The organism is Glutamicibacter sp. B1 (assembly GCF_039602135.1).
Taxonomy (GTDB): Bacteria; Actinomycetota; Actinomycetes; order Actinomycetales; family Micrococcaceae; genus Glutamicibacter; species Glutamicibacter ectropisis.
In genome coordinates this window covers 281,716-307,146 of record NZ_CP125942.1, presented here as the reverse complement: position 1 = coordinate 307,146, position 25,431 = coordinate 281,716, and the positions used below count along the sequence as shown (strand labels likewise).

Genomic DNA, 25,431 nt, shown 5'->3' with positions numbered 1-25,431 from the left:
GCCGCGTGAGCATTATCGTACGCCGAGCAGATTCATCCGACATCCCGGCAATTCAGGCTATTGGCTTATTAACTTGGCCGACAACCTACCTACCGTTCACTTCTCCAAACTATGTTCTGGCAAATTTGAATTCATGGTGGACGGAATCCGCTGTACGACAAACGATCGAAGAAGACGTGACTTTCGTAGCCTGCGATGGCGAACAGGTACTGGGCGCGGTGACCGTGGGTGAGTTTGAAGGGGAGTCCGTAATTTGGAAGATCTATGTTCTTCCTGAAGCGCAAGGCAAACGTATTGGACTCATGCTCATGAATACGGCCCTGGAATTAATTGGCGAGAACTGCGATGCGCGTCTCGAATTCGTCAAAGGTAACGAGCACGCTCGCGACTTCTATGAAAAAGCCGGGTTTACTTTTGATTTCGAAGAAGAACCCGGCGATGGCAGCGTCACCGTTTGGATGCGTCGTAAAGCTCGGGCAACATCGCGATGACACCGCAAAATTCCATGAGCTACTAACAAGGGTCGGAGCAGTGTCGCGTTCGATAGATCCCGTGCTCAACACTTCCGACCACCGTCCTCCGTAGACATCAAAAGCTACGGGGAGCTACTCTCAGCGCATAAATTTTCGAGCCGATTTTTAAGGCCCAATGGTACCCGACCGGGCAAAATGCCAACTATAGCCACATTCAGATGTCTGATTCGTTAACTTTCGCTCACATTTCACTTGACGTTCCCACTCAATCGGGCATAAAGTCATGGAAACACAGATTCATGTGGTGCACGTCATGAGGGATTGCGGAGGCAGTAAATGTTCGCCGAAGAACGACACCGGCTGATCGTCGAGCAGCTTGAGAAGGACGGAAAAGTCACCGTCGCTCAGCTCGCCGAACGCTTTGAAATCACCCGGGAAACGGTCCGCCGCGACCTCGCCCAACTCGAATCAGAAAACTTCCTCCGCCGCGTCCACGGTGGAGCGGTCACCACCACCGAGGCAAGCACCCGCGAGGAAAGCCACCTGGTACGTACGGCCATTCACTCCGATGCTAAATCCCGCATCGCCCAGCGCGCACTGAGCCTGCTGCCCGTCTCGGACGCCTCGGTCATCATCGATGCCGGCACCACCACCGAATTCCTAGCAGAACGCATGCTGCGCACCAACGCCAGCGCTGGTCTGGTCGTCATCACCCACGCCCTACCCATCGCCTCCGTCTTGGTTCAAAGCACCGCGGTGACCCTGGAACTGATCGGTGGACGCGTCCGCGGACTAACCGGAGCCACCTCCGGAGCACAAACCGTCGAGGAATACTCCCGCCACCGCGCAGACATCGCTTTCATCGGCACCAACGGACTGCACTCTAGCTTCGGCCTGAGCACCCCCGATCCACTAGAAGCCGCCGTGAAACGCGCCCTGGTGAACAGCGCCCGCCGGGTCGTATTGCTCTCCGACAGCTCCAAGTTTGATCAGGAAACCCTGGTCCGCTTTGCCACCTTGGATGCCATTGACACCCTGGTGACCGATCAACAGCCTGGTGAAGAACTTGCGGCCGCCTTGGAAGCCGCCGATGTAGAAGTGGTGATCGCATGATTGTGACCCTGACAGTCAACCCGGCACTGGATAAAACCATTGAGCTCAGTGAGCCTCTGTCCCACGGCGCAGTACAGCGCGCCGCCGCCAGCCACGTGCAGGCAGCAGGCAAGGGCGTGAACGTCTCACGCGCCATCGCCGCCGCCGGCGTACCAACCCTGGCCGTACTGCCCGGTGCCAGCACCGACCCGCTGGTCACCTCGCTGAGCAACGATCAGTTGGCCCACCGCTGCCTCTCGATCAGCGAGCCACTGCGCACCAACATCACCCTGACCGATCCTGATGGCACGACCACCAAGATCAACGAACCAGGCCCCACCCTGAACGCCGACCAACTGGCAGAGCTCAGTGAGCTCGTATCAGATGCGGCAGCCGGTGCCCACTGGCTGGTGCTGGCCGGATCACTGCCACCGGGCGTGCCAGCGGATTACTACGCACAGCTGACCGCAAAGCTTCGCAGTGATCTGGGCGAGAAGTGCCCAAAGATCGCGGTCGACACCTCCGGTGCTCCGCTGATCGAGCTCTTCGCCCACTCCCAGAGCCACGTGCCCGACCTGATCAAGCCCAATGCCGAAGAATTGGCGGAATTGGTCGGCGGTTACGACGAAGACGCGCTGGAAGGTTCGGTTCAGTTGGCTTCCGACTGCGCACAGCAGTTGTTGGCCAAGGGAATCGGCACGGTGCTGGCCACGCTGGGCGCCAAGGGCGCACTGCTGGTTGCCGAAGAAGGTATCTGGCATGGCTCCCATACTCCGATTACCCCGCGCAGCACGGTGGGAGCTGGCGATTCCTCGCTGGCCGGCTACCTGCTGGCAGATGTTGCAGGGGCCAGTGCCCCTGAACGGTTGAAAAACGCCGTCGCCTATGGGGCTGCAGCAACGCAGCTGCCAGGCTCCACCATCCCCACAGAATCTGATCTCACCGTTGACGCCGTCACCGTCGAGAAAATTACTTCAACGCAAGGAACCGAGTCATGAGTGAACTAATCACCCCACAGCTCGTGCTGCTCGATGCCGATCTGGGCAACAGCACGGGCGAAGTCATCGAGAAGCTAGCTTCGCTGGTGGCCGAACAGGGCCGTGCCACCGATGCCAGTGCGCTGGCCGCCGACGGTAAGGCCCGTGAAGCCAAGACCGCCACCGGCGTTCCTGGCGGCATTGCCATCCCGCACTGCCGTTCAACCGCGGTGACCGAACCAACCTTGGCGATGGCCCGACTGAACCCCAAGGTGAACTTCGGTGCCAAAGACGGCGAAGCTGACCTGGTCTTCTTCATCGCTGCCCCAGATGGTGCCGACCAGGCTCACCTGAAGCTGCTCTCCAAGCTGGCTCGTGCCCTGGTGAAGAAGTCCTTCACCGGTGCCTTGCGTGAAGCCAAGAGCGAGAACGAAATCGTGGAACTGGTACGCGAGGTAGTGGCCGACAAGCCAGCTGCTCCTGCGGCTGCACCGGCCGCCGCTGCTGCCCCAGCTGCCGCAACCTCCGAGGCATCACCAGCTGCTGCCAACGGCCCCAAAAAGAAGTCCATCGTTGCGGTGACCGCATGCCCTACCGGTATCGCCCACACCTACATGGCTGCCGACTCGCTGGCGCAGACCGCCGAAGAAATGGGCGTCGAGTTCGCCGTAGAAACCCAGGGTTCCTCGGGCTCCACCCCACTGGACCCAGCGGTCATTGAAGCTGCTGACGCGGTGATCTTCGCGGTGGACGTAGACGTGCGCGACCGCGGCCGCTTCGCCGGCAAGCCGGTCATCCAGGTTCCGGTCAAGCGCGGCATCGATGAGCCGGAAAAGCTGATCAACGACGCCATCGCCGCCTCCGAGGATCCGCAGGCACGCCGCGTTCCTGCAGGCGCCGCGGCAAGCACCGAAGAGAACAAGGACAACGAATCCTTCGGCGCCGGGCTGAAGCGCGCGCTGCTCACCGGCGTCTCCTACATGATTCCGTTTGTTGCCGGCGGCGGTCTGCTGATCGCACTGGGCTTCTTGCTCGGCGGTTACTCGATCACCAACGTGGCCGATGACTTGCTCGGTGCCAACACCCTATTCAACCTGCCCGGTGCCGACGTCATGTCGCAGCTGGACACACCTTTTGGCCCAGTCGGCGCCTACCTCGGCGCGGTAGCCTTCAAGATCGGTAGCCTTTCCATGGGCTTCCTGGTCCCGGCCCTGGCAGGCTACATCGCCTACGCTTACGCTGACCGTCCGGGCATCGCCCCAGGCTTCACCGCGGGTGCGGTGGCAGGCTTCATGGGCGCCGGCTTCATCGGCGGCATCGTCGGCGGTTTGATCGCCGGCCTGGCCTGCCGCTGGATCGGCTCCTGGAATGTCCCGCGCTGGATGCGCGGGTTGATGCCGGTAGTCATCACCCCGCTGCTGGGCTCGATTATCGCCTCGGGTTTGATGTTCCTGTTCCTCGGCGGACCGATCGCCAAGCTCACCGAAGCGCTGAACAGCTGGCTCTCGGGCATGTCCGGTGCCGCCGCAGCAGTGCTCGGCCTGATCCTTGGCCTGATGATGGCCGTCGACCTCGGTGGACCGGTGAACAAGGTGGCCTACTCCTTCGCGGTGGCAGGACTGGGTACCGCCTCGCTGGCAGATAACCCGGCACCGATGATGATCATGGCTGCCGTCATGGCCGCCGGCATGGTTCCGCCACTGGCTCTGGCCCTAGCCACCACCGTCGCTTCCAAGCTGTTCACCGAAGCCGAACGCGAAAACGGGAAGGCCGCCTGGCTGCTGGGTGCCGCTTTCATCTCCGAAGGCGCCATTCCATTCGCCGCAGCTGACCCGCTGCGCGTGATCCCGGCTTCCATGGTAGGCGCCGGCGTCACCGGTTCGCTGATCATGAGCTTCCACGTGATCAGCCAGGCCCCACACGGTGGCATCTTCGTCTTCTTCGCGATGAACAACACCTGGCCGCTGTTCCTCTTGGCTACCTTGATTGGTACGGTGATCTCGGCAGTGTTGGTCGTGATCCTGAAGAAGTTTGTACGTAAGGCTCCGGTTGGAGCCGCTGAACCGGCAAAGGTCGCAGCATGAGCAAGAAATTCACTGGAGTAGGCGTCAGCGCTGGACGTGTCATTGGACAGGTGCGTCGCATGCCTGACCCTATCCTGGCTCCGGCCGATGGTGCACCGCTGCCCCAGGGTGTAAGCCCCGAGGAAGAAAGCCAGCGCCTGGCCGAAGCTTCCAAGGCGGTAGCCACCGGGCTCAAGGAGCGCGCAGCAGTGGCCACCGGAGATGCCCAAGCCGTCTTGAAGGCCACCGCATTGATGGCCAGCGATCGCACCCTGCTGAAGTCAGCGACCAAGTTGGTGTCCAGTGGCACCTGCGCCGAGTCGGCCATCTGGGAAGCTGCCGATGCGGTCGCCACCCAGCTGACCGCCCTGGGCGGTTATATGGCTGAACGTGCCGGGGATGTGCTCGACGTACGTGCCCGCATCGTTGCCGAACTGCGTGGCGTGCCTGCCCCAGGCATCCCGGACTCGGATCAGCCATTCATCCTCGCTGCCGTGGATCTGGCCCCTGCGGACACCGCAACCCTGGATCCGGCTAAGGTGCTGGCCCTGGTCACCTCCGATGGTGGACCACAGTCGCACACCGCAATCATCGCTCGCTCGCTGGGCTTGCCGGCCATCGTCGCAGCACCAGAAACCACCGAGCTGGCCGATGGAGACTACGTCTTTGTTGACGGCATCGACGGACTGGTCGTCACCGATCCGAGCGAAGCCGAAGAGCATTTGGCCCAGACTTACGCGAACCGCGAGGTTCTGCCAGATTTCTCTGGCACCGGCGAACTGTCCGACGGCTACCGCGTACCACTGCTCTCGAATGTGGGCAGCGGTGAAGACGCACAGTTGGCTGCCGCCGCAGGCGCTGAAGGTGTAGGCCTGTTGCGTACCGAGTTCTGCTTCTTGGGGAAGGAAAAAGAACCTACCCACGAGGAGCAGGTTGCTGCCTACGGCGCGGTCTTCGCTGCCTTCGCCGGCAAGAAGGTTGTTGTTCGTACCCTGGATGCCGGTGCGGATAAGCCACTGCCGTTCTTGACCGACGCCAGCGAACCAAACCCGGCACTGGGTGTGCGTGGTTACCGCACCGATATGACTAGCCCGGGCGTGCTTGAACGTCAGCTCAAGGCCATCGCCCAGGCAACTAGCGAGCATGAGGCTGATGTCTGGGTCATGGCCCCGATGATCTCCACCCCGGCTGAAGCCCAGGATTTCGCGCAGATGGCTCGGGGTGCAGGACTCGCTACCGCAGGAACCATGATTGAGGTCCCTTCAGCAGCAGTTCTGGCCGGCCAGATCCTGCAGCGCTGCGACTTCGTTTCTATTGGTACCAACGACTTGACCCAGTACACCATGGCTGCGGACCGTCAGCTGGGCACCCTTGCCGAGCTGAATGATCCATGGCAGCCAGCGGTGCTTCACATGGTCGCTGCCACCACCGCTGGTGCACAAAGCGCCGACGGTAAGCCAGTGGGTGTTTGTGGTGAAGCCGCTGCCGACCCGGCTCTGGCCGTGGTGCTGGTGGGCTTAGGCGTCACCACCCTGTCCATGAACAAGCGCGCACTGGCTCCGGTTTCTGCGGTACTGCGTACCGTGGACTTTGCTAAGGCCCAGCGTCTGGCGCAGCTGGCCTTGGATGCACCGTCCGCTGAGTTGGCTCGAAGCGCGGTGCGCGCCGAGTTGAGCGAATTGGACCGCTTCGGCCTCTAGGCCACTAGAATTTATCTCAAGCAACCGTTCACAAGATCCTAAAGGAGCCATCATGGCAGAACGTAAAGCAATCATCGGTAGCCGCGTCGGTTTGCACGCCCGTCCGGCAGCTATTTTCGCCGAAGCAGCAGCAGAGCTTCCGGTAGAGGTCACCATCGCACTGGAAGGTGAACCTGCAGAGGACGCAATGGACGCATCGAGCATCCTTTCGCTGATGGGTCTGGGCGCTGAGCACGGTACCACCGTGGTTCTGCGTGCCGAGGGTGATGGGGCGGAAGCTGCTCTGGATCAGCTGGTCACCATCTTGGAGACTGACCACGACGCTGAGTAATTTTTAGCAAGAAAAGCGGGGAACAAGCTGTGGCTTGTTCCCCGCTTTTTGTTTCGCAAATTACTGATTGACAGATCTCAATCACTTGTCGGATGATAATACTTACGCACTACCGTAGGAGTTTGGATGAGGGCACTCAAAAGCTCTGCGCTGCGTCTCATCAGGCCCTTCGCCATCCGCGATTACGCCATGTTGGCCAGCGCTCTTGTTTTATCTACATTCGCCGCAGGCATGTGGACCGTGGCCATGGTTTATCAGGTGCGCCATCTTGGCGGTGGTCCGATGGAACTGTCGATGGTTGCTACCGCTAACGCCGTGGGGCTGCTCTGCTTTGTGCTTTTCGGCGGCATTATGGCTGACCGCCATTCGTGCCGGCGCATCGTTGTGCTGGTAGAAACCTTTTCCTTCGTGCTGATGAGTAGCATCGCAGTCTTGGCCATCACCGGCAGCTTGGAATTGTGGCATCTGATGGTGGCAGGCTTTCTTATTGGCGCCGGCTCGGCCTTTTTCTATCCCGCATACTCAGCTTTACTTCCCAAAATGTTGCCCGCTGAACAGTTGTTGGCAGCCAATGGGTTAGAAGGCACCATCCGGCCTGTAGTGCATACGGCGCTAGGACCGATGACCGCGGGATTCCTCGTGGCCGCCTTGTCGCCAGCTCACGCCATCATTGGCGTGGCCCTAGTGCATGCTTTAGCTCTACTCATGCTTCGCATGATCCCCAACCGGGATGCTTACAACGCAGTGAGCGCGGAAGGTGACCAACCGCAGCCGAGCATTCTTAGACAATTGCGTGAGGGTGTTGGTTATACCGTGCGCACCCGCTGGTTGCTGTGGACCCTGTTGTTTTCCGTCATTTCAGTGTTCACCTTTATCGGCCCCTTCGAAGTGTTGCTGCCGTTTATCGTCAGCGATAACTTGCATGGTGATGCAAAGCTTTTCAGTTTCGCCTTGGCCTTCTTTGGAATCGGGTCTGCACTTGGATCACTGCTCATCGCCTCCGCAAAATTCCCCCGACGCTATCTAAGCCTGATGACCGCTTGCTGGTGCTTGGGCACCCTGCCCCTAGCGATGATCGGCTTCGTCAGTGAGGCGTGGACGCTCTTTGTTATCTTGTTGGCCTTCGGTATTACCGACGCAGTGGGGATGGTCATTTGGGGGACGCTGTTACAGCGTAGAGTCCCTAGCCACCTGTTGGGCAGAATTTCCAGCTTAGACTTTTTCGTTTCACTAGCGTTGATGCCTTTATCCATGGCGGTGGCCGGACCGCTCACCCAGGTAATGAGCCTCCAAACGATTTTTGTCATCGCAGGGGTAGCCTCGCCAGTTTTCGGCATCATCGCGTGGTGGGCCGGGAAATTTGCCAACGATGAATTGGAAAATCCACTCATTGACGAACCTACTTCTGTGCCCGAGGCAGAAACACTCTAAGTGCAGTATCTCTGCCCTAGCGCAGTCGGGCAAGTGCGCTGGTTCCGCGCTAACCGCCTTGAAATTCATGGCCCATTTCCGTGACGGTCTATACGAATTGCACAAGTAGCGACAAGATTAGAAAGATGACCCGACGATTTTCGCGCCGGATAATGTGCTCTTTGGCGCTACTGACTTTGATATGCACTGCCTCGTGCTCATCCATTCCAGAGGCAGTGTCACCCACCCAATCCCCCACCGAGTCCGCTGCCCCACAAGTCGACTGTTCGCTGGAGAACTGTGTTGCGCTCACCTTTGATGACGGGCCGGATCAGTACACCCAGAACCTACTCGACACCCTAAAGTCCACCAACACTCCTGCGACGTTTTTCCTCATCGGAAGCAAGGTTCAAAACTTTCCCTCCATGGTGAAACGCATGGAAGCGGAGGGCCACCAGGTGGGGAGTCATACCTGGGATCATGCCGATATCACGACCCTGTCTGACCTAGAGCTAAAGCAACAGCTAGAACGCACCGACGAGGCTATCAAGGAAGTTACTGGAAATAGTCCCAGCGTTTTTAGGCCACCTCTGGGTCATCACGATGAATCACACAATGAGCAAGTACCCTACCCAGTGATTCTATGGGATACCAACAGTCACGATGGTAGGATTAAAGATTCTCAGAAGATCGCAGACGCCATTATGGACACCGTACATCCGGGTTCCATTGTCCTGATGCACGACACCCGCAACACCACGGTGCAGGCGGTTCCAGAGTTAGTTTCGCAACTCAAAGCGCAAGGCTATACGTTGGTGACCATAGACCAGCTCTTTGCTGGAGAACTCACTAATTCTGTGGCGTATTCCTCGGGGCCACAAGTCACCGGAAAGTAAGCGTCCGCGTTCATTTGTTTCTAGGGCGCTTGCTCCGCATAGAGCCGTAATTGGTCTAACTTGTCCCCTTCACTTTCGCGAATGTTCGAGGCAAGCTCTTCGCACTGTTCAACACTCAAATCAGGATTGATAATCGCAACCTGCAAGACCACTTCGGTATACCCGGCATCGTCTTTCAGATCGTATCGGTAGGACAGCCCGTCCGGATTTTCCGAAGTATGCAGAATCAACAACCGATTTTCGATGAGCTCGTGGACGCGATAGACCCGTTCGTGCCCGGCAACGCGATAAACAAGATTCGTTCCAACTTTTAGTTGGGGATCATCAGAATGCATGGAACCAATTCCATGAATCCACAAGGGAGCAGCTGCCCAGTCGGTCAGCAACTCCCATACGCGGTGCACCGGAAGGTGAATAAGAACGGTGCTTTCAAAAACACTGAACTGGCTCATACCCGAATGGTGGCACTCTCAACGCGTATTGGGAATAGCTTTCAGCGGATTTGGGTAGATAAAAAGTGATCCCGAGCAGAATCTCTGCTCGGGATCAGTTCAAAGCGTTAACGGCGTTTACCAGTCTTCGTCAACGTCTGCCTCGGAAACACCCAACTCCGGTTCTTGCTCTAAGTCGAAGTTGTACCAGGCTTCAGTGAAGTCAGCCATCGAGTCCAGTGCGTCCTGTGCATCGCCGTCCAGTACCTCAAGGGCTTCAGGACTGTTCAGCACAGCAGTGACTGCAACGAATGGGTGGTTCTCAAAGTAATCGGTTGGAGTGGCCTCTTCGTTAAACGTCAGATTCTCGCTCTGCGCAAAAAGTTCAACGTACTGAGCCACTGCCTCGGGCAGACGGCTCAGGTTGATGCCAGTCAAGGACTCATTGTAGATTTCAGCGGTTGCGTCAGCCCACTGCTCAATGAGCTCGTCGCTCATCTTTGCCATCAGATTATCCACCTCGTGGTCGGGGTTGTTGCTTCACGTAATTCGGTAGCAATTCATCCTATTTCTTCAGGGCGAGCATGCCAAGACAGAAGCTTTAGTTGGATTGTGATCTTTCTGATCGTGTGAATTTCGACGGCAACTACTGATCCAATGAAGGAAGATCGGGAAGTTCAGGCAACGGCGTAATACTGAAATCTTCAGGTTTCACCGAAGGAATCTGCGTGGGAATCGTGGGGGTTTGACTTGGTTCTTCTACCTTGCCTGATGGCTGTTCGTCTACCGAGTTATCCGTTGCACCAATGGATTCAGGAGACTGCACCAGCAATGAGAGCGCAGCGGAAAAGGCGATCAGTCCAATGACTAAATGTAGCCCGATGAAGTACATGCCTCCGATATTGCCTCTAAGCAAAGCGAAGTTCCGCGACTTCGCCGAAGCACCGACCGCAAGCCCATAGGCGAAGGCGTTGTTTTTGAATCCCAAACGGAACTGGCAGTAGGCCAGCACTCCTCCAATCACTAGGAGTTCAAGGCCCACCGAAGCCAATGGCACCGTAGCCATGTGATTCGTTTGCGAGACAGCTACCCCAAAGAGAATCAGGTGGGCGATGACCAGCAGAACACGTTTCCAGAAACCTGCCGCGAATCCCCCACTAAGGCGCACCAGATGAACGCGACGCTCTTCAGGATCAGTCCGATCCGTCGGGGGAGCCGAATTTTCTCTACGAATCAGTGTCGCTGCCACCCTACTGGCCACGATGCTCAGAATCATCAAGATGGCTCCAGCAAGCGGTGCAAAACAGCCTGCGAGCGCACCGGCCACGGCCACTACCCAACTGCCCTGATAGGCGCGCACTGCTTTAGGCAATGTCGGGAAACGAGAGTGGATATCTTTGAGGTAGCCGGAGGGAAGGGACTTCGCGGTCTTTTTATAGGTCGAAATATTCCACCAGGCAAATACGCCGGCACCCACCAATACCAGTACGATCACCACAATTTTGCCCAGCGAACCACCGCCATAACCAAAGGCGGCGATGACTGCCAATATCGGAGTGAAAAGCCACCAACGGTCGGCATAAACAACCTGTTTCTCTAGGAAGTTCTCTGCATAGTCCCCGTGCAGCTTTTCATTCATTGGGTCGCTGGCCAGCATTCCGCACAACAGAACACCTTGGTCTCCCACGACCTTGTGACCATTCTTGATACTGCCCGCTGCACGCAGCAGCCCCTGATGGTGTGGATCTATGCGCAAACCAGCTTCGAGGAAACCCAATGCGCTATTTTGATCATCAGCTAAATCAGCGGCTAAGGCTGCACCTTGATAGAAGTCAGGGTTTTCTGGATCCAGTTTCAGCGCATGTTCGGTGGCCTGACGAGCCAAGATGCGTTCATCATTGTTCTGGACGTGGCCGAGCAGAATCATGCCAAGCAGGTAGTGCCCGCGCGCATACTCGGGGGCTACCGTGATGACTTGCTGAATCACCGCAAGTGCTTCGTCTCGACGGTGCAGGCTAGAGAGTGCTACTGCGAGCTGTTCTCCGGCCACTGGATGCTCGGGGTTCAGTGTGAGCGCAGTGCGTGCTGTGGCTTCGGCGTCATCCCATTGCTCAAGATTCAAATGGCAGGCAGTGTAATAAATCCAAAACTCGGCCACGTGTTGGTAATCGTTGAGATTGTCTTTCAGCAGACTGATGGCTTCGGCATCTCTACCCGTCGCCAGATGATGGGTGACCCTGGTCTGGAGGACATCAAAATCCATGCGGAGCCTTCCGTGAGTTATTTACATCAATTTTCTGGCGATCAAATATGCTTCTAGCTCGTCGTAGCGGCCGTTTTCGTTGCTGAACCGGACCACGTTACGCGCGGATTCCAGCCACGGCAGGGTCGATGGTTTCACTTCGTTCAGCGCCAGTTGGATATGTGTCATGTCCACGGGTAGCACTTCATTGCGTTCAATGGATTGCATCATGGCTTTTTCGGCAGCCGTAGTGCACAGGTGTTCTAGGTCAGCACCTGAGAATCCATCGGTGCGCTGGACAATCCATTTCAGATCAATACCGGCGATGGGGCGACGCTCCAGGTGGTACCGCAAGATGGACTCACGAGCAGGTCCATCCGGCGCGGTAACTAGTACGGCTCGGTCCAAACGTCCCGGACGCAATAAGGCTTCGTCCAGATCCCAAGGATGGTTGGTCGCTGCCAGTACGTACAGTCCATCATTATTCGAGGACAACGAATCCATCTCCATGAGCAGCTGGTTCACCATCTGGCGCAGCCACGAGGCGCTCCCGGACAGCGAGCCACGGCGAAGTCCTAAGGCATCAACTTCATCAAGGAACAAGACCGTTGGGGCATTACTTCGGGCCTTATCAAAGACGGCCTTGATGTTCTTCTCGGTTTCGCCAATGTGCGAGTCCAAGATATCGGTCATGGTGACGGCCATGAAGTTGGCCTGAAGCTCGCCGGCTACCGCGCGTGCCACGAAAGTCTTACCGCACCCCGGAGGACCATACAGCAACAGCCCGCCGCGCAGAGATTTGCCGAAGGCTTTTGCAATGGCCGCATTGCGCATTGGCGCCAAGAATGACTCATTCAGCCGGTCTTTAACGTTTTGTAGGCCACCAACATCCGCCAGGGTAATGCGCTCTCCGACAGGTTCTTCGGGAACAGCACCGCCTGAGCACTCGCCCATCTCAATTTTTGGTTCTGCGAATGGGGCTGGCACCGATTGCTCAAATTGTTCGGCGGCAGCGTCCCAGTCAAAATCGGGCTGTTCGGCCTGTGTAGGTTTTTCTGGTTCCGTGACAGGAGCCGTTGCATCAGCTGCGTTACCCAACAACGCTGCACTGACCTGGCCAAGCAACTGGAGTGCAACAGTGTTTCCAGGATCCTTCTGGACCACGATATTGATATGCGTCAGGGCTTCAGCAGCACGGTTTGCTTGATGTAGCTGTTGAGCAAGATGCAGACGCAATTCGTGTTCTTCCGGTGCGGATTCCACCGCGCGGATGAGGCTAGCGATCAATGGGTCATTCATATTTGAGCTCCACTAGTGCAAGTTGTTGCCGGCAAACTTCATCTGGCTGATAGGCCCTTTAAAGCGCCCAACGGGTACCGCATCAACGATACCCGTTGGGATTGCAGGTTCCCTTGTAGCCTCGCTTAGTAGGCTTTAACACCTTGCTCTACGATGAGGTGGATCAACGCAAAGGTCTTGTTCTCGTCAATAGCTTTCACTGCTGCTTCCAGAGCGGCGGGGACCTCTGAGTCGTTCTCTACCCGAACCCCAAAACCACCGAAAGACTGAGCCATCAAAGCAAAATCGGGGTTCTGTAGCTGAGTACCAGAAACACGTTCAGGGTACTGGCGTTCCTGATGGGTACGGATGGTGCCGTATTGCTGGTTGTCCATGACAATCACCAAAGGAGTTGCCCCATACTGGGTAGCGGTCGCTAGTTCCTGACCATTCATCAAGAACTCACCATCACCAGCAATCGTTACTACTCGACGCCCTGGGTAGTTCAACGATGCCGCGACGGCCGATGGGATTGAATACCCCATGGAGCCGTTGCGCGCCGAGAGCATTGACGCGTAACCGTTGGTTGGGAAGTAACGGTGCGCCCAGTTGGTGTGCTCGCCCGCGCCGAAGGTCACCATGGCGTCTTCCGGCAATGCGGTGACCAAGTTAGCCATCAATGTGGCCATCTTCGCTGGCCCGTTGGCTGGCTCCGAGGTTGGCAGTGCCGCGAATTTCTCCTGCTCGCCACGCATTCGTGCGGTCCATTCTTTCCATGAATCCTTCACTGGTAGATCCATTAGGAGAAGATCACGGACGAATACATCAGGCTTGGCAACAATCTGATGTGAGACCGGGCCGGAGCGCCCACGCAGAGAAGGGTCAATGGTGACGAGGAAGTTTTTCTTTTCCCAGTTCTGGCGAATGTTAAAGCCGTCGGTGATAACGTCGCCGGGTACGGTACCCACGAAGATCAGCAGGTCAGTTTCTTCGAGCAGGTCGTAGGTTGGCTTGGGACGCCCGTAGCCGATTGGACCAACGTATGAGGGCGAATTGAATGGCACAGTTCCTTCGCAACGCCATTCGGCCGCGGCAGGCAGATCATGTTCTTCAAGCCACCGGGTAAAGTCAGCGGCTCCCTGATCCGACCAGTCATTGCCACCAAAGATAAACAGTGGTTTATCTGCTTCCTGCAACGCCGAGTTCAGTGACTTCCAGTCGGTCACTGTCATACCACCGGTGGCGACGGGAATCTCTGGGTGTAGTTCAGCGGAAATTTCATTGCGGATAATGTCTTCTGGAAGTCCAACCACGACTGGGCCCGGGCGTCCGGACATGGCCGCGAACATCGCTTCGGCGACAACTTCACTGGCGCGTTCCGCGTGGTCCAAGATCATCACGCGCTTGGCGCCGGTGCCAAACCATGCCTTGGGATCAAATTCCTGGAAGGCTTCCTTTTCACGATGCTCGAATGGAATCAGGCCCACAAAAAGCACCAGCGGGGTGGAGTCCTGCCATGCAGTGTGCAATCCAACATGTGCGTTGGCGGCGCCCGGACCGCGGGTCACCATGGCAACTCCGGGGCGTTGGTGCATCTTGCCTTCTGCTTCAGCCATGTAGGTGGCTCCGCCTTCGTGGCGGCAGACGATGGTTTCAATGGAAGAGTTGTGCAGTCCGTCGAGGACGTCTAGGTAGCTTTCTCCCGGGACAACATAAGCTCGTTCAACGCCGTGTGCGGCAAGTGTATCGACAATGACGTGTCCGGCTGACTTCTTTGTCAGACCTTGAGCATTTTCACTCATCTTTAGGCGTCTTTCTGGTTGCGAAGAATCATTTGACGCAACGTTGCGTCGTCGAGCAACGATACTAAAGAACGTCTAACTGCACATGATGAAGGCCTATTGCTACGCAAGTATGACACGATGCAAGTCAAGATGCATATTTCTGCGCAAATTGTCTAGATTCTTTACCACTGAATGACAGTAACGTTGCTCACATTTCCATACGCTCTAGCCTGCGGACATAAACCGGGTAGACATTGACTTGTGACTGGCCACACAAGTAGCCTATTGAGAAATAAAAGTTTACTGATAGTAAGCATTCTCACTCGCATCGGGGAAGTCCATGGAAATCATCAATGGGAGCATTGTCGCGTTATACCTCGTGGCAATGCTTGCTTTCGGCTGGTGGGGCAAGTCCCGCACCAAGAACAGCAGCGACTATCTAGTCGCTGGACGTCGCCTCGGCCCGTTCCTCTATACGGGGACCATGGCCGCAGTAGTACTCGGCGGAGCTTCCACCGTGGGTGGTGTTGGTCTGGGATACAAATGGGGCATCTCAGGCATGTGGCTGGTCGTTGCCATCGGTGCTGGTGTCATCCTGCTGTCCTTGGCCTTCGCCCCGACCCTGCAGAAACTCAAGGTCTTTACCGTCTCCCAGATGCTCTCGCTGCGCTATGGCAGCCAGGCCGCGACCAATACCTCCGGTATCGTCATGCTGGCCTATACCCTGATGCTCTGCGCCACCTCCACCAGCGCTTACGCCACAATCTTCGTGGTGCTGTTCGATTGGGAGAAGTGGGTGGCCATTGCCATCGGCGGCGCCATCGTTATCATCTACTCCACCATTGGTGGCATGTGGTCCATTACCCTCGCCGATCAGGTGCAGTTCATCATCAAGACCATCGGCATCTTCGCATTGATGCTGCCGTTCTCACTGCACGCCGCAGGTGGCCTGGATGGAATACGCCAGCGCATCGGCGATGAATTCTTCGATATCACCGGCATCGGGCTGCAGTCGATCATCACCTATTTCGTGGTCTACACCCTGGGCCTGCTCATCGGCCAGGATATTTGGCAGCGCGTGTTCACCGCCAAGTCTCCGAAGGTCGCCCGCTGGGGTGGCACCACCGCCGGCATCTACTGCGTGTTCTACGGCGCCGCCGGCGCACTGATCGGCATGGCCGCTCGCGTGGCACTGCCAAACATTACGGGTGCCGAAGCCAACAAGGACGTGGTGTACGCCGAGGTCGCTACCCAGCTGCTGCCGGTAGCCGTGGGCGGACTGGTCATGGCCGCAGCAGTTGCGGCAATGATGTCCACCGCATCCGGCGCGTTGATCGCGGCGGCCACCGTGGCACGCACCGACGTCACCCCGTTCGTGGCCAGCTGGTTCGGCAAGAACCTTCAGGTCAATACGAATGAGAACCCAGAACACGACGTGCGCGCCAACCGCATCTGGGTGTTGGCACTCGGTCTGGTCACCGTCACGCTGGCCATCCTGGTGGACGACGTGGTCGCGGCCCTGACCATCGCCTACGACATCCTCGTTGGAGGTCTGCTGGTGGCGATTATCGGCGGTCTGCTATGGAAGAGGGGTAACGGCCTGGGCGCGACCGTTTCCATGGCCGCCGGCACCATCGTCACCCTGGGCACCATGATCGTTCTGGAGATCCAGGCGGAGAACAAGTTCGACGGTGTCTACGCCAACGAACCGATCTACTACGGACTGATCGCTTCAGCAGTAGCGTTCATTGTTGTATCGCTGCTGACCAAGTCCACTGATCGACAGGTGATTGAGCACTGGAACCTGCGCGTTGCTGGAAAGGTCCAGGACGTACCAGTCAGCGCGACGGCACAAGAGCCTACGCTCTAGTCCGTCAAGATTACCGAGTCGGACCCGTAAAAACGAGCCTTGTGCTCAGCGGTGTTCACCGCTGAGCACAAGGCTCGTTTTATTCCTCATGCATAGTTCTTGGAACCTGCGCCCCATCTTGCTGCCGGAGCCTCCCACGAACACAGAGCATCCAAAAGCGCTTCCGGTTCGCTGGCCACCACCAAGGAATCGCGGAACTACAGAGCGAGAAAACCCTGATCAGTCATGTGATCCAGCATCTTCAGCGGAGGCTGCCAAAATCCATCAACGTCCAAAAGAGCTACCGGTTTCGCATGGATACCCAGTTGCTGCCAGGTCCATACTTCAAAGAGCTCTTCCAGCGTTCCGGCACCACCGGGCAGGGCAACAAAACCATCCGCCAGTTCCGACATGCAATGCTTACGCGCATGCATATCGGGCACAACTTCCAAGCTCGTTAATCCTGGATGCGCCAGTTCTCCATCAACCAAGACCTGCGGCATGACACCAAATGCCTTGCCACCAGCCTTGCGCGACGCATCGGCAACTGTTCCAATCAAGCCCATGCGTCCACCGCCATAGACGATGGCTCGACCCAGTGAGGAAACAGTACGCGCGAAGTCTTTTGCCGCCTGCTCATAAACAGGCGACTTGCCCGAAGTCGAGCCGATGAAAACTGCCAAGCACTGGATCCTCCGTGGGCCCGCGAGTAAAGCCTGGAAGACCATGCCTTTGAGTAAAGTGGCAAGCTCATCTAGTTCCGCTGCCTCGTCAAGGCACCGCAGCTACTCGATTTCGGCCTGTGGTTCACCAATTGATGCCAAAGGACGTTCAAATACGGTGGCTTGAACACTGCACCCCGACAAGATCGTCCAAAAACAAGGAATTTTATTCCTGCATCATGTGCCGCAACTAGTGACGCAGATTCATGCTTACACCATTAGTCACTAGAGGCTTTTATTAGATTGCCGATCGTACTCATCAAGTTTGATCTCGTACCCGCCAAAGCCGGGAAAAAGACGGGCAAAGCCTAGGTCCGGTTTTCTGCGGCATATAGCAAAGTTTCAGATACAAAATACTTAAGCTGACATTTCAGTGCTCACGGTTGGCGCGCAGGGAATTGGAAGCTCAATTCGAAAATGAGAATAAAATACCTTGAAATGGATGATGGCCACACTGTTTTCTATGTAGAGTCTATACAAAAGGCCCAAATCACGTCCGAAAGTGGAAAATCTATGAAGAAGCAGTTTGCGATAGCTCTTGCACTGTCATTAGCCCTAACAGGTATCATTCCTGCACATGCAATGAGTCCAGACAAAGCTGCCCCGGATGTTGTTAAGACTGCCAACGCCTCGTCCAATCCTTCAAAAGCTGATTCGTTGCCCATCTCCCCTGCAACGCCTGCTCGTGGGAGCGTTACATACTATCGATATGACGTGATCGATCTGAAGAAGACCAAAAATTGGACGAACACCAAAAAGCAACTAGGTATTTGCAAGGTGTCCAAAGGCGTCGGCGGCAGCTGCAGCATCAACGCCGGCTATTCAATTGGCACTGACGTCTCAGTAAGTCTAGGCGCGACCATTAACGATATTTCCGGCTCCGTAGGTTTCAACCGCCACTATTCGGCCAACGGCTCCGTCTCTTGGACCTCACCATCAATTAGCAAGAAATCCGCTGCCACCTATCGCGCTTACGCTGTAGGAACCAAGGCAACCTACAAAATCAGGAAGATGAAAGGCGTGAAAGCACTGGGACAAAAGAAAACACGGTGGACCACAGTAAGCACATCGGGCACCCTGACTGCATTTTCGCCTAACATTGGATTCGACATCAAGAAATAAGGAAATTAATTGAACACTTACACAAGGTTGTTTCAACTTCTCGGGTGGACCATCGCGGTACTTTCAACAGCGTTTGGCATATTTTTCGTATCAAAAAAGGAAGCTACAGCCTGGGATCCTCAGCAGGGTTCTGCAGAGGTACTTACTTCACGAGTGGTTTACCTAGAACCTGTAGGCTTGGCGCTATTGGTGGCAGGTGTTCTTTCGCTCGTAGCCCTATGCATCGTGGAATCTGTTCGAAAGCGTTAGTTTCCGGGGATCATTTCCGAGTGCGCCTCCATGATATTGGCTTTAGCGTAAAGCAAGATTGGTGTCCCTGTAAGTTCAACTGCTTTAGCTGAATCACGCTATTTCGTTTCGGTGTGATCGAGATATGAGTTTTTCTTGAAATCCAGCAATCGACGATTCTCTTGAATTCCAGACTATGCAGATACCGTGCCGCGGCTTTGCTGTTGTTGTTCGACGATAGTCCATAGTCAATCAAAACCAGGCGGGAAACGTGTCCCAAGTTCAGCTTGGCATGAGTTCTAGTGCCACCGGCCGGCACGCGTACGAGCCGGGACCAAGCCTGATCCTCACTATTCACGCGTGCCGTTTTCTACTATGCCCGGCGCCGGTCCAAACGACCTTCTCCGCCCCGATGTCACAGGCGGTTTTCAGATCATTCGTGGCGGCATAATTGAACAAATTTGCTACTGGACGAACAAGACTTATCGAGCAGGGAATAGCTCGACTTTTTGCATTCCTTCAGGCCCAAACCAAGCCCTAGCATCGGTTGGAAGTCTGCATCACATTTACGTGCGCAGTTTCCGCTGTTTCGCGAAAGGCACTCATGCCTATCACTTCTCAATCTTCGCTCAGGGCCACCACCGCAGGAATCTTGCTGACACTCATTCGTGCCATTCAGAGCCTAGTCGCTGGCGGCGAATGGGGTGGTGCGACGTTGATGTCTATGGAGCATTCCTCGAATAAGACCAAGGGTCGGGGCTTCTCTCTCGGTTGCTGGAGGTCCAGCCGGAGCACTAGTGGCAACATTTGTCCTCGGTATCTTTGCTTCGCTCCCCGAAAAACAATTCCTTTCTTGATATTGGCGCATGCCGTTTTTGGCGTCCACCATCGTGGTCCTAGTTGCTCTGTACCTGCTTTATCAGGTGTCGGAATCTCCAGAGTTCCTGGCCGCCGAATAGATTGCACGCACACAAGAACCACCCATTCTCCAGATTCTGAAACAATCCCGCTTCAAGACCTTCTTTGGCATCTTGCTGGCGTTGACCCCCTCTTCTTATAGGCAATGTTGTCGGCCTTCATGGTGCCGTTCCTCGCAGGGCGTTCCGCTCAGATTGCCAGTGAAGGCCAAGAGCCCGCGGTAGCCGTATGCTCCTTGCTCTTCATGGTCACCATTGCCAGTGGATTAGCGGTACTCGCCATTCCACTCGTGGGCTGGCTTTCGGATCGCTTCGGACGAGATCGAATGCTAATTGTCGATTCTGTGTTGGGCTTAGTAGACGTCTGGCCAATGATGCAACTGTTTATGCCTAACGACCCGATGTTGATTTGTGCTGGTTTCATCTTGGGACTGCCCATTATGCAGGTCGCCATTCTCGGCGTCCACGGCTCCTACCTAGCCGAACTATTCAGCCCCATCACCCGCTACACCAGTTTATCTCTGACCTATCAGGTCCGTTCCGGCCTGGCTGCAGGAACCGCCCCACTGGTTGCCCAAGCCCTCGCGGCGTAGAGCAATCGCAGCCTGACGCTAATCGCTGTCTACTATATGGCGCTGGCAGCCGTCGCGAGCATCTCAGTGCTCGCCTTGCGCGCACACTCCCAGAAAAAACGTCACTTCAAATTAGCTGCAAAGAGCCGGCGCATGGATCATGCCTACGCCGTCAGCTTTGACGGTGCAGGCTTTTGCTTGGGCAATGGTCAAGACGACATTTTCCTTGATAAACGGAGCCACCATGTCCTGATTTCCGGCATTATCCAGGACGCACCGGTCAGCGCAACGGCACAAGAGCCTACACTCTAGTCCGTCAAGATTACCGAGTCGGACCCATAAAAACGAGCCTTGTGCTTAGTTCTTGGAACCTGCGCCCCATCTTGCTGCCGGAGCCTCCCACGAACACAGAGCATCCAAAAGCGCTTCCGGTTCGCTGGCCACCACCAAGGAATCGCGGAACTGCGGGGCGAGAAAACCCTGATCAGTCATGTGATCCAGCATCTTCAGCAGAGGCTGCCAGAATCCATCAACGTCCAAAAGGGCCACCGGTTTCGCATGGATCCCCAGCTGTTGCCAGGTCCATACTTCAAAGAGCTCTTCCAAGGTTCCAGCACCACCGGGCAGGGCGACAAAAGCATCAGCCAGTTCTGCCATTCGATGCTTGCGTGCATGCATATCGGGGACAACTTCTAGGCTTGTTAGACCTGGATGCGCCAGTTCGCCATCCACCAGAACCTGCGGCATAACTCCGAAAACTTTTCCGCCGGCTGCACTGGCTGCATCGGCGATGGTTCCCATCAGTCCCACGCGTCCACCACCATAAACAATGGCTCTGCCCGAGGTGGCTACTGTACGCGCGAAGTCTTCTGCCGCTTGCGCATAAATAGAAGATTTACCTGAAGCCGAGCCGGTAAAAACTGCCAGGCTGCGAACCTTGTGTGGCTCAACGAGCATGTCCGGGAAGACCACGTCGTTCAGTAATGGGGCCAGCTCAACCAGGTCTTCTGACGGGTCAACCCACCGCAGTTGTTCGATCTCTGCCAGAGGTTCACCAATCGGTACTATTGGATGCTCAAATACGGTGGCTTGAACGGTCCGTCCCTCTTCGTTGGCGGCGGGAGCCGTAAACGTTCCGAAGAAACGTAGTGACCTTGGATCTAGTTGGACGCCCAGCTCTTCACTGACTTCGCGCACCGCTGCGTCGATAGGCGACTCCCCCACTTCTGGCTTGCCACCGGGGAACATGAAAGATGCCGTCCCTCGCTTACGGACTGTCAGAACCTGTCCTGCATCGTTTCGGATAATGACCGCGCTGACAGTGATCTGCTCTGGCATTTATGTTCCTTCTTAATCCGTCCACAAGCTGGTTGCACCCGGCAGGCGCCTTTCAATCCTAGACTCCTTAGACTACTTAGACTCAACGATTCATCTAATGACTTCCAGCATGGGTGGAACGAAGCGTGGCAAGAGAGTGGACCCGTCGTGGAGACGGGCAGCAGCAGAGCATCTCGTTGCGTCATGGCTCACGGCATTAGTACACGGCTTTCGCCCCAGTCACCTCTAGAACGGTACCGGTCACATACCGCGACTGTTCAGAGGCTAGGAATAACATGGCATCCACGATTTCCTGTGGCTGCGCAACATGCCCCAGGGGTACCGTATTATCGAGTTCCCTAAGCGCCTTTTTCGCGTCTAGCCCCCGGTACTCAAATCCGCTGCGAAGCATAGGTGTATCCACTTCGTTCGGGCAGACTGCATTGATCCTGATCTGCTGTGTTGCGTGGTCCCGGCCCATGCTTCGGGTCATTGCTATGAGCGCTCCCTTGGCCGTGCAGTACGCCAGATGCGCCGGGCCCGGATAAAGTCCCCACGCTGAGGCGGTATTCACGATAGTCCCTCCACCGTTGGAACGCATGTGCTCGATGGCCGCACGACTGAGCTTGAACGCTGCCGTGAGGTTTACCGCCAGCGCGCTGTCCCACATTTCGTCGGAGGTTTCGATTGCGGTACCTCGCGGTATGGTCCCTGCATTGTTAAACAGCAGGTGCAGTCCGCCGAAACGCTGAACTGCATGCTCAACTAACGCCTGGCAGTGTTCAGTTGCCGTGATGTCCCCGGCGAGCGCTGACAGGCGATCTCCGTAACGTTCTTCGAGCAGTGCACAGCTACTAGCGTCCCGTCCGGTGACGACTACTTTTGCACCTTGACTGATCAGCTGTGCAACGAGCTGTTGCCCAATACCGCCGGTAGCTCCGGTGACGATGGCTACCTTCGAATTGAATCCCATGTCTATTTCCTTAGCTCGTCACCGGCTGATCCTTGGCCGATAGTTTTTCGGTGACGCATTGTTCTACGGCTGGTTCCCCCTGAAGCTGGCGCTCCGACAGGTCGGTAATCGCGCATCAAGTTTCTATCTTCATGCACAGCCTTGTTGAGCCACGCGAGTACAGAGGTGACCCCACTGATTGCTCAGCTAAGGCAAACCACCAGTACCCACGTGGCTCGGGCGTTATATATTGCGGCTGCTCTTCGTGGCCTTTTTCTCTAGAGTTGCTCGGATACCTCGCGGGCGACGCGCAACCCACTTTCGATAGCTCCGTCAAAGAAGCCGGCCCAAAGGTTGGCGATGTCTCCACTGGCCAGATGCAGGTTACCTTCAGGACGCTGTAATTCCGCCTGGCTCTGTGAGTAGGCCAAGGGCCGGTTGATGAGCCAAGTTTCCTTGGCATATTGGTCTTCGTTCCAGTCATGAGCCGCGAGTTCAAGGATCTCGATATCATCGCGCCATACCGACAGTGCCTTCTGGGCATCCTCAATACTGGTTACGTCAATGCGTGAAGCGTCCGCTCCGAAAGAAACCAACACTGCGTCCTCTTCACCAACAAATTCGGTGCGAACCACGGACAGTGGGTGGTCCTTGGTGGAGTATGCAAAGAAGGGCTTGATTGGCCCCTTAACACGCATCCACAGCTTGACTCCTTGGGAAGCGGTTCCGGTCTGCGAGGCTTCGCGCTTCACCTCAGACAGTTCCGGAGCGATATCCAATTCATGCAGGATGTTTAGTGGGGCGGTCAGGATCGCTTTCCGAGCGCGCAGCGTTTCTCCGCCCTCAACGGTGACGCTCACACCTTCCGCATCATGTTCAATCTTGGTGACCGGGGTGTTCAAACGAATTTCGCCCTTGATGTCCCCTGCGATGGACTTGACCAACTGGTCATTGCCTTCTTTCAAGCGGTATACAGAGCTGGCTTCGTGCATCACTTTCCAGGCCCCTGAAGTTGCTGCGGTCCAGCGCAGCGCAGCGCTGTAGCCGACTTGATCCAAGGGTCCATTGCAGTGTCCCACCCAGGCCGCCTCATTGGCTTGGCGTTCATCATCGCTCAGTTCCAACGCGTCGAGCGCCTGCTGTAGGGTCAGCTGATCTGCTTCCTTAAAATCTTCAGAGTCCGCCACCAAATCCGGGCGTGGCAGTAACTTGCCAGCGTTGCCAACCAGGGCTTCCATGCCGGGGTCGATGAGCTGCATAAATCCTGGCAGGTCACCTTTGCACACCTCTCCATTGGCGAACCAGAAGGTCTCCTCGGCACGAGCCAAACGATCTGCTTCCAGGCCGTATCGGGTCACTTCGGCCCATACATGCGGCTGAGTCCAGTGCATCCAGTTCCCACCGAGTTCCAGATACTTACCCAAACGCTTTTCGGTGAAGAGTCGACCGCCCAAGCGATCACGAGCTTCGAGGACGATGGTGTCCACACCGCGTGTCCCTAGCTCTCGTGCCGCGGTCACACCCGCCAGGCCAGCTCCGATAACAATAACGTCGGTATCGAAAATCTCGCTCATGGTTTCCTACTTTCATCAAAGGAGAGGGGATTCTTTTCTGCTGTGATCCACAGTAGAAGCGGACACCATGACGCACGATTAGACGAATGTATGATTTTAGGAAGAGATTCAAACAAAGGGATAATCATGGCCTCACTTCTGACAGTTGCCGACCTTATTGCTGATCCAACGCTAGACACCAATGTCATCGCTGGTGCCACTGGACTGGACCGCACGGTGCGTTGGGCACAGACCAGCGAATCGGCAGAACCATGGAAGTGGCTAGGTCCAGAAGAACTTCTCATGACCTTGGGGCTGAACGTCCCGACTGGTCCTGAAGGTCAGAAAGATTACGTGCGCCAGGTGCATACTGCTGGCATTCCTGGCATCGCTATTGGAGCCGATGGATTGGCGCCATCCATCACCACTGAGATGAGGCTGGAAGCCGACCGGTTGGGTCTGCCGTTACTCTCCACAGGGACCAGTACTCCCTTTGTGGTTATTGCCCGCACCGTAGCGGCAGCCACCACCAATCAACTCAATCGCGGGGTGCTGATGCTTTCCCGTCTCTACCAAGAGGCGGGTTCCCAATCAGCTCAGGCCAAACGGCGCGGAGATTGGGCGAAGAAACTCTTGGGAGTACAAGTAGCAGTCGAGGACACTGCCACCGGGTGCACTGTCATTGGGACGCGTCCTACCGGTGCGCTACGGCGCCATTCACTGTCCACTCTACGAACCACGCAGTTACTGATCCCGGCAGAAGACCAAATCGATGCCTTATTACTGGTGCATCTGAAGCTCATTCTTTCCGTGGATACCAACGCGCTCTTGCAACAGGCCGAAAGCTCTATCTCTTCCGGTGAGTCGCTCTTGCGATTGGGCTTGGCCGGGCAATTGAGCGCAACGCAGGTGAAAGGTGGCAAGTGGCTAGCACCGGGTGAAACTTTCAGGGTGCTCGCAGCACCCGAAAAGCACGGTGAGAGTCTGAGCATGTCGTTGGCACTGCACGGATTGGTCCCGCTTCAGGCTAGATGGAAGCAACACGCGGTGGCTATAGTGCGCGAGCAAGATCTAGGTACCGTGCGGCAGATCTCCGCCGCCATGAATATCGCCCTAGGTTCCAGTCTCGCGCAACGAGACTTGGTAGATCTGGCGGGAGCCGCTGAAGAGGCCATCAGTGCCCTGCCCGAGGCCAGCGAAGCAGGGGTACACGAATTTTCAGGTCTACAGGTTTCCCTGCTGGCCAGATCGGCTAGCGAAGCGCAAGGCATCATTAGCCGAGTCCTTGGCCCCTTAGCGAGCGAGACCGGGCAGGCGGAATTATTTCGGTCAACCCTTTTCTCATTACTGGAACATGACATGCAGTGGCAGCGTACTGCTAACGCGCTAAGTATCCACCGTCAGACGCTGGTCTACCGAATCAAACAGGTCGAGGAAGCCACCGGGCGCAGCGTGCGCAAAGTCGCCGATCTTTCGGATTTCCACTTGGCTCGCCAAGCGTGGGTGTTACTGCACGACTGAT

The 25,431-nt window shown here is 56.3% G+C and carries 22 protein-coding genes; 13 read left to right on the top strand and 9 right to left on the bottom strand.

Features of this window, described 5'->3' with window-relative positions; translation table 11 throughout:
- Positions 1 to 5: 5 nt before the first annotated feature.
- The 8 genes from QMQ05_RS01470 (at position 6) to QMQ05_RS01435 (ending at position 8,942) form a co-directional block, all read left to right on the top strand.
- On the top strand, positions 6 to 491 hold the full coding sequence (locus QMQ05_RS01470) for a GNAT family N-acetyltransferase (RefSeq protein WP_345472404.1): 486 nt from the start codon (positions 6 to 8) through the stop codon (positions 489 to 491).
- 318 nt (positions 492 to 809) lie between these two features.
- Positions 810 to 1,586 carry a DeoR/GlpR family DNA-binding transcription regulator gene (locus QMQ05_RS01465; protein WP_345472403.1) on the top strand — a complete coding sequence of 259 codons (777 nt, stop codon included), beginning with the start codon at positions 810 to 812 and terminating at the stop codon, positions 1,584 to 1,586.
- The gene (locus QMQ05_RS01460) at positions 1,583 to 2,563 is read left to right on the top strand and encodes a 1-phosphofructokinase family hexose kinase (RefSeq protein ID WP_345472401.1); all 981 of its coding nucleotides are present in this window, start codon (positions 1,583 to 1,585) and stop codon (positions 2,561 to 2,563) included. Before QMQ05_RS01465 ends, QMQ05_RS01460 begins: the two co-directional genes overlap by 4 nt.
- Entirely contained in the window at positions 2,560 to 4,626 is a 2,067-nt protein-coding gene (locus QMQ05_RS01455) for a PTS fructose transporter subunit IIABC (protein WP_345472399.1), read from the top strand. Before QMQ05_RS01460 ends, QMQ05_RS01455 begins: the two co-directional genes overlap by 4 nt.
- Positions 4,623 to 6,305 (top strand): phosphoenolpyruvate--protein phosphotransferase, encoded by a 1,683-nt coding sequence (ptsP, locus tag QMQ05_RS01450; protein ID WP_345472397.1) that lies wholly within the window; start codon positions 4,623 to 4,625, stop codon positions 6,303 to 6,305. Before QMQ05_RS01455 ends, ptsP begins: the two co-directional genes overlap by 4 nt.
- A gap of 52 nt (positions 6,306 to 6,357) precedes the next feature.
- The gene (locus tag QMQ05_RS01445; RefSeq protein ID WP_058256119.1) at positions 6,358 to 6,636 is read left to right on the top strand and encodes an HPr family phosphocarrier protein; all 279 of its coding nucleotides are present in this window, start codon (positions 6,358 to 6,360) and stop codon (positions 6,634 to 6,636) included.
- A 126-nt stretch (positions 6,637 to 6,762) separates the two neighbouring features.
- Complete coding sequence (locus tag QMQ05_RS01440) at positions 6,763 to 8,067, top strand: MFS transporter (RefSeq protein WP_345472394.1); 1,305 nt, start codon at positions 6,763 to 6,765, stop codon at positions 8,065 to 8,067.
- A gap of 215 nt (positions 8,068 to 8,282) precedes the next feature.
- Entirely contained in the window at positions 8,283 to 8,942 is a 660-nt protein-coding gene (locus tag QMQ05_RS01435) for a polysaccharide deacetylase family protein (RefSeq protein WP_345472392.1), read from the top strand.
- Positions 8,943 to 8,962: 20 nt separating this feature from the next.
- Here QMQ05_RS01435 and QMQ05_RS01430 read toward each other — a convergent pair whose 3' ends face one another.
- From QMQ05_RS01430 to QMQ05_RS01410, 5 genes are all read right to left on the bottom strand, one after another.
- Entirely contained in the window at positions 8,963 to 9,394 is a 432-nt protein-coding gene (locus tag QMQ05_RS01430) for an SRPBCC family protein (RefSeq protein WP_345472390.1), read from the bottom strand.
- Positions 9,395 to 9,511: 117 nt separating this feature from the next.
- A complete protein-coding gene (locus QMQ05_RS01425; protein ID WP_058256095.1) occupies positions 9,512 to 9,880 on the bottom strand; it encodes a hypothetical protein in 369 nt (122 codons plus the stop codon).
- Between the two features lie 139 nt (positions 9,881 to 10,019).
- Positions 10,020 to 11,636 (bottom strand): tetratricopeptide repeat protein, encoded by a 1,617-nt coding sequence (locus QMQ05_RS01420; protein WP_345472388.1) that lies wholly within the window; start codon positions 11,634 to 11,636, stop codon positions 10,020 to 10,022.
- A 21-nt stretch (positions 11,637 to 11,657) separates the two neighbouring features.
- On the bottom strand, positions 11,658 to 12,914 hold the full coding sequence (locus tag QMQ05_RS01415) for an ATP-binding protein (protein ID WP_345472386.1): 1,257 nt from the start codon (positions 12,912 to 12,914) through the stop codon (positions 11,658 to 11,660).
- Between the two features lie 125 nt (positions 12,915 to 13,039).
- A complete protein-coding gene (locus QMQ05_RS01410) occupies positions 13,040 to 14,695 on the bottom strand; it encodes a thiamine pyrophosphate-dependent enzyme (protein WP_345472384.1) in 1,656 nt (551 codons plus the stop codon).
- A gap of 322 nt (positions 14,696 to 15,017) precedes the next feature.
- On the opposite strand from QMQ05_RS01410, the gene QMQ05_RS01405 reads away from it, so the two are divergent.
- The gene (locus tag QMQ05_RS01405) at positions 15,018 to 16,547 is read left to right on the top strand and encodes a sodium:solute symporter (protein WP_345472382.1); all 1,530 of its coding nucleotides are present in this window, start codon (positions 15,018 to 15,020) and stop codon (positions 16,545 to 16,547) included.
- Positions 16,548 to 16,744: 197 nt separating this feature from the next.
- On the opposite strand, the gene QMQ05_RS01400 is transcribed toward QMQ05_RS01405, so the two are convergent.
- Positions 16,745 to 17,209, bottom strand: a complete 465-nt coding sequence (locus QMQ05_RS01400) for a TIGR00730 family Rossman fold protein (RefSeq protein WP_345472380.1) — start codon at positions 17,207 to 17,209, stop codon at positions 16,745 to 16,747.
- A 552-nt stretch (positions 17,210 to 17,761) separates the two neighbouring features.
- Between QMQ05_RS01400 and QMQ05_RS01395 the strand changes: the two genes are divergently transcribed.
- From QMQ05_RS01395 to QMQ05_RS01385, 3 genes are all read left to right on the top strand, one after another.
- Positions 17,762 to 18,370, top strand: coding sequence for a hypothetical protein (locus QMQ05_RS01395; protein ID WP_334121054.1), 609 nt, complete (start codon positions 17,762 to 17,764; stop codon positions 18,368 to 18,370).
- A gap of 1,306 nt (positions 18,371 to 19,676) precedes the next feature.
- Positions 19,677 to 20,108, top strand: a complete 432-nt coding sequence (locus QMQ05_RS01390) for a hypothetical protein (RefSeq protein WP_345472377.1) — start codon at positions 19,677 to 19,679, stop codon at positions 20,106 to 20,108.
- Between the two features lie 132 nt (positions 20,109 to 20,240).
- On the top strand, positions 20,241 to 20,399 hold the full coding sequence (locus tag QMQ05_RS01385; RefSeq protein WP_345472374.1) for a hypothetical protein: 159 nt from the start codon (positions 20,241 to 20,243) through the stop codon (positions 20,397 to 20,399).
- 45 nt (positions 20,400 to 20,444) lie between these two features.
- Here QMQ05_RS01385 and QMQ05_RS01380 read toward each other — a convergent pair whose 3' ends face one another.
- The 3 genes from QMQ05_RS01380 to QMQ05_RS01370 all read right to left on the bottom strand — a co-directional run bounded on the left by QMQ05_RS01380 (position 20,445) and on the right by QMQ05_RS01370 (position 23,930).
- Entirely contained in the window at positions 20,445 to 21,425 is a 981-nt protein-coding gene (locus QMQ05_RS01380; RefSeq protein WP_345472372.1) for a TIGR00730 family Rossman fold protein, read from the bottom strand.
- Between the two features lie 196 nt (positions 21,426 to 21,621).
- Complete coding sequence (locus QMQ05_RS01375; protein WP_345472370.1) at positions 21,622 to 22,377, bottom strand: SDR family NAD(P)-dependent oxidoreductase; 756 nt, start codon at positions 22,375 to 22,377, stop codon at positions 21,622 to 21,624.
- 257 nt (positions 22,378 to 22,634) lie between these two features.
- The gene (locus QMQ05_RS01370; RefSeq protein WP_345472368.1) at positions 22,635 to 23,930 is read right to left on the bottom strand and encodes a flavin monoamine oxidase family protein; all 1,296 of its coding nucleotides are present in this window, start codon (positions 23,928 to 23,930) and stop codon (positions 22,635 to 22,637) included.
- Positions 23,931 to 24,056: 126 nt separating this feature from the next.
- On the opposite strand from QMQ05_RS01370, the gene QMQ05_RS01365 reads away from it, so the two are divergent.
- Positions 24,057 to 25,430: a PucR family transcriptional regulator gene (locus QMQ05_RS01365; RefSeq protein WP_345472366.1), complete on the top strand. Its 1,374-nt coding sequence runs from the start codon at positions 24,057 to 24,059 to the stop codon at positions 25,428 to 25,430.
- Position 25,431 lies beyond the last annotated feature (1 nt).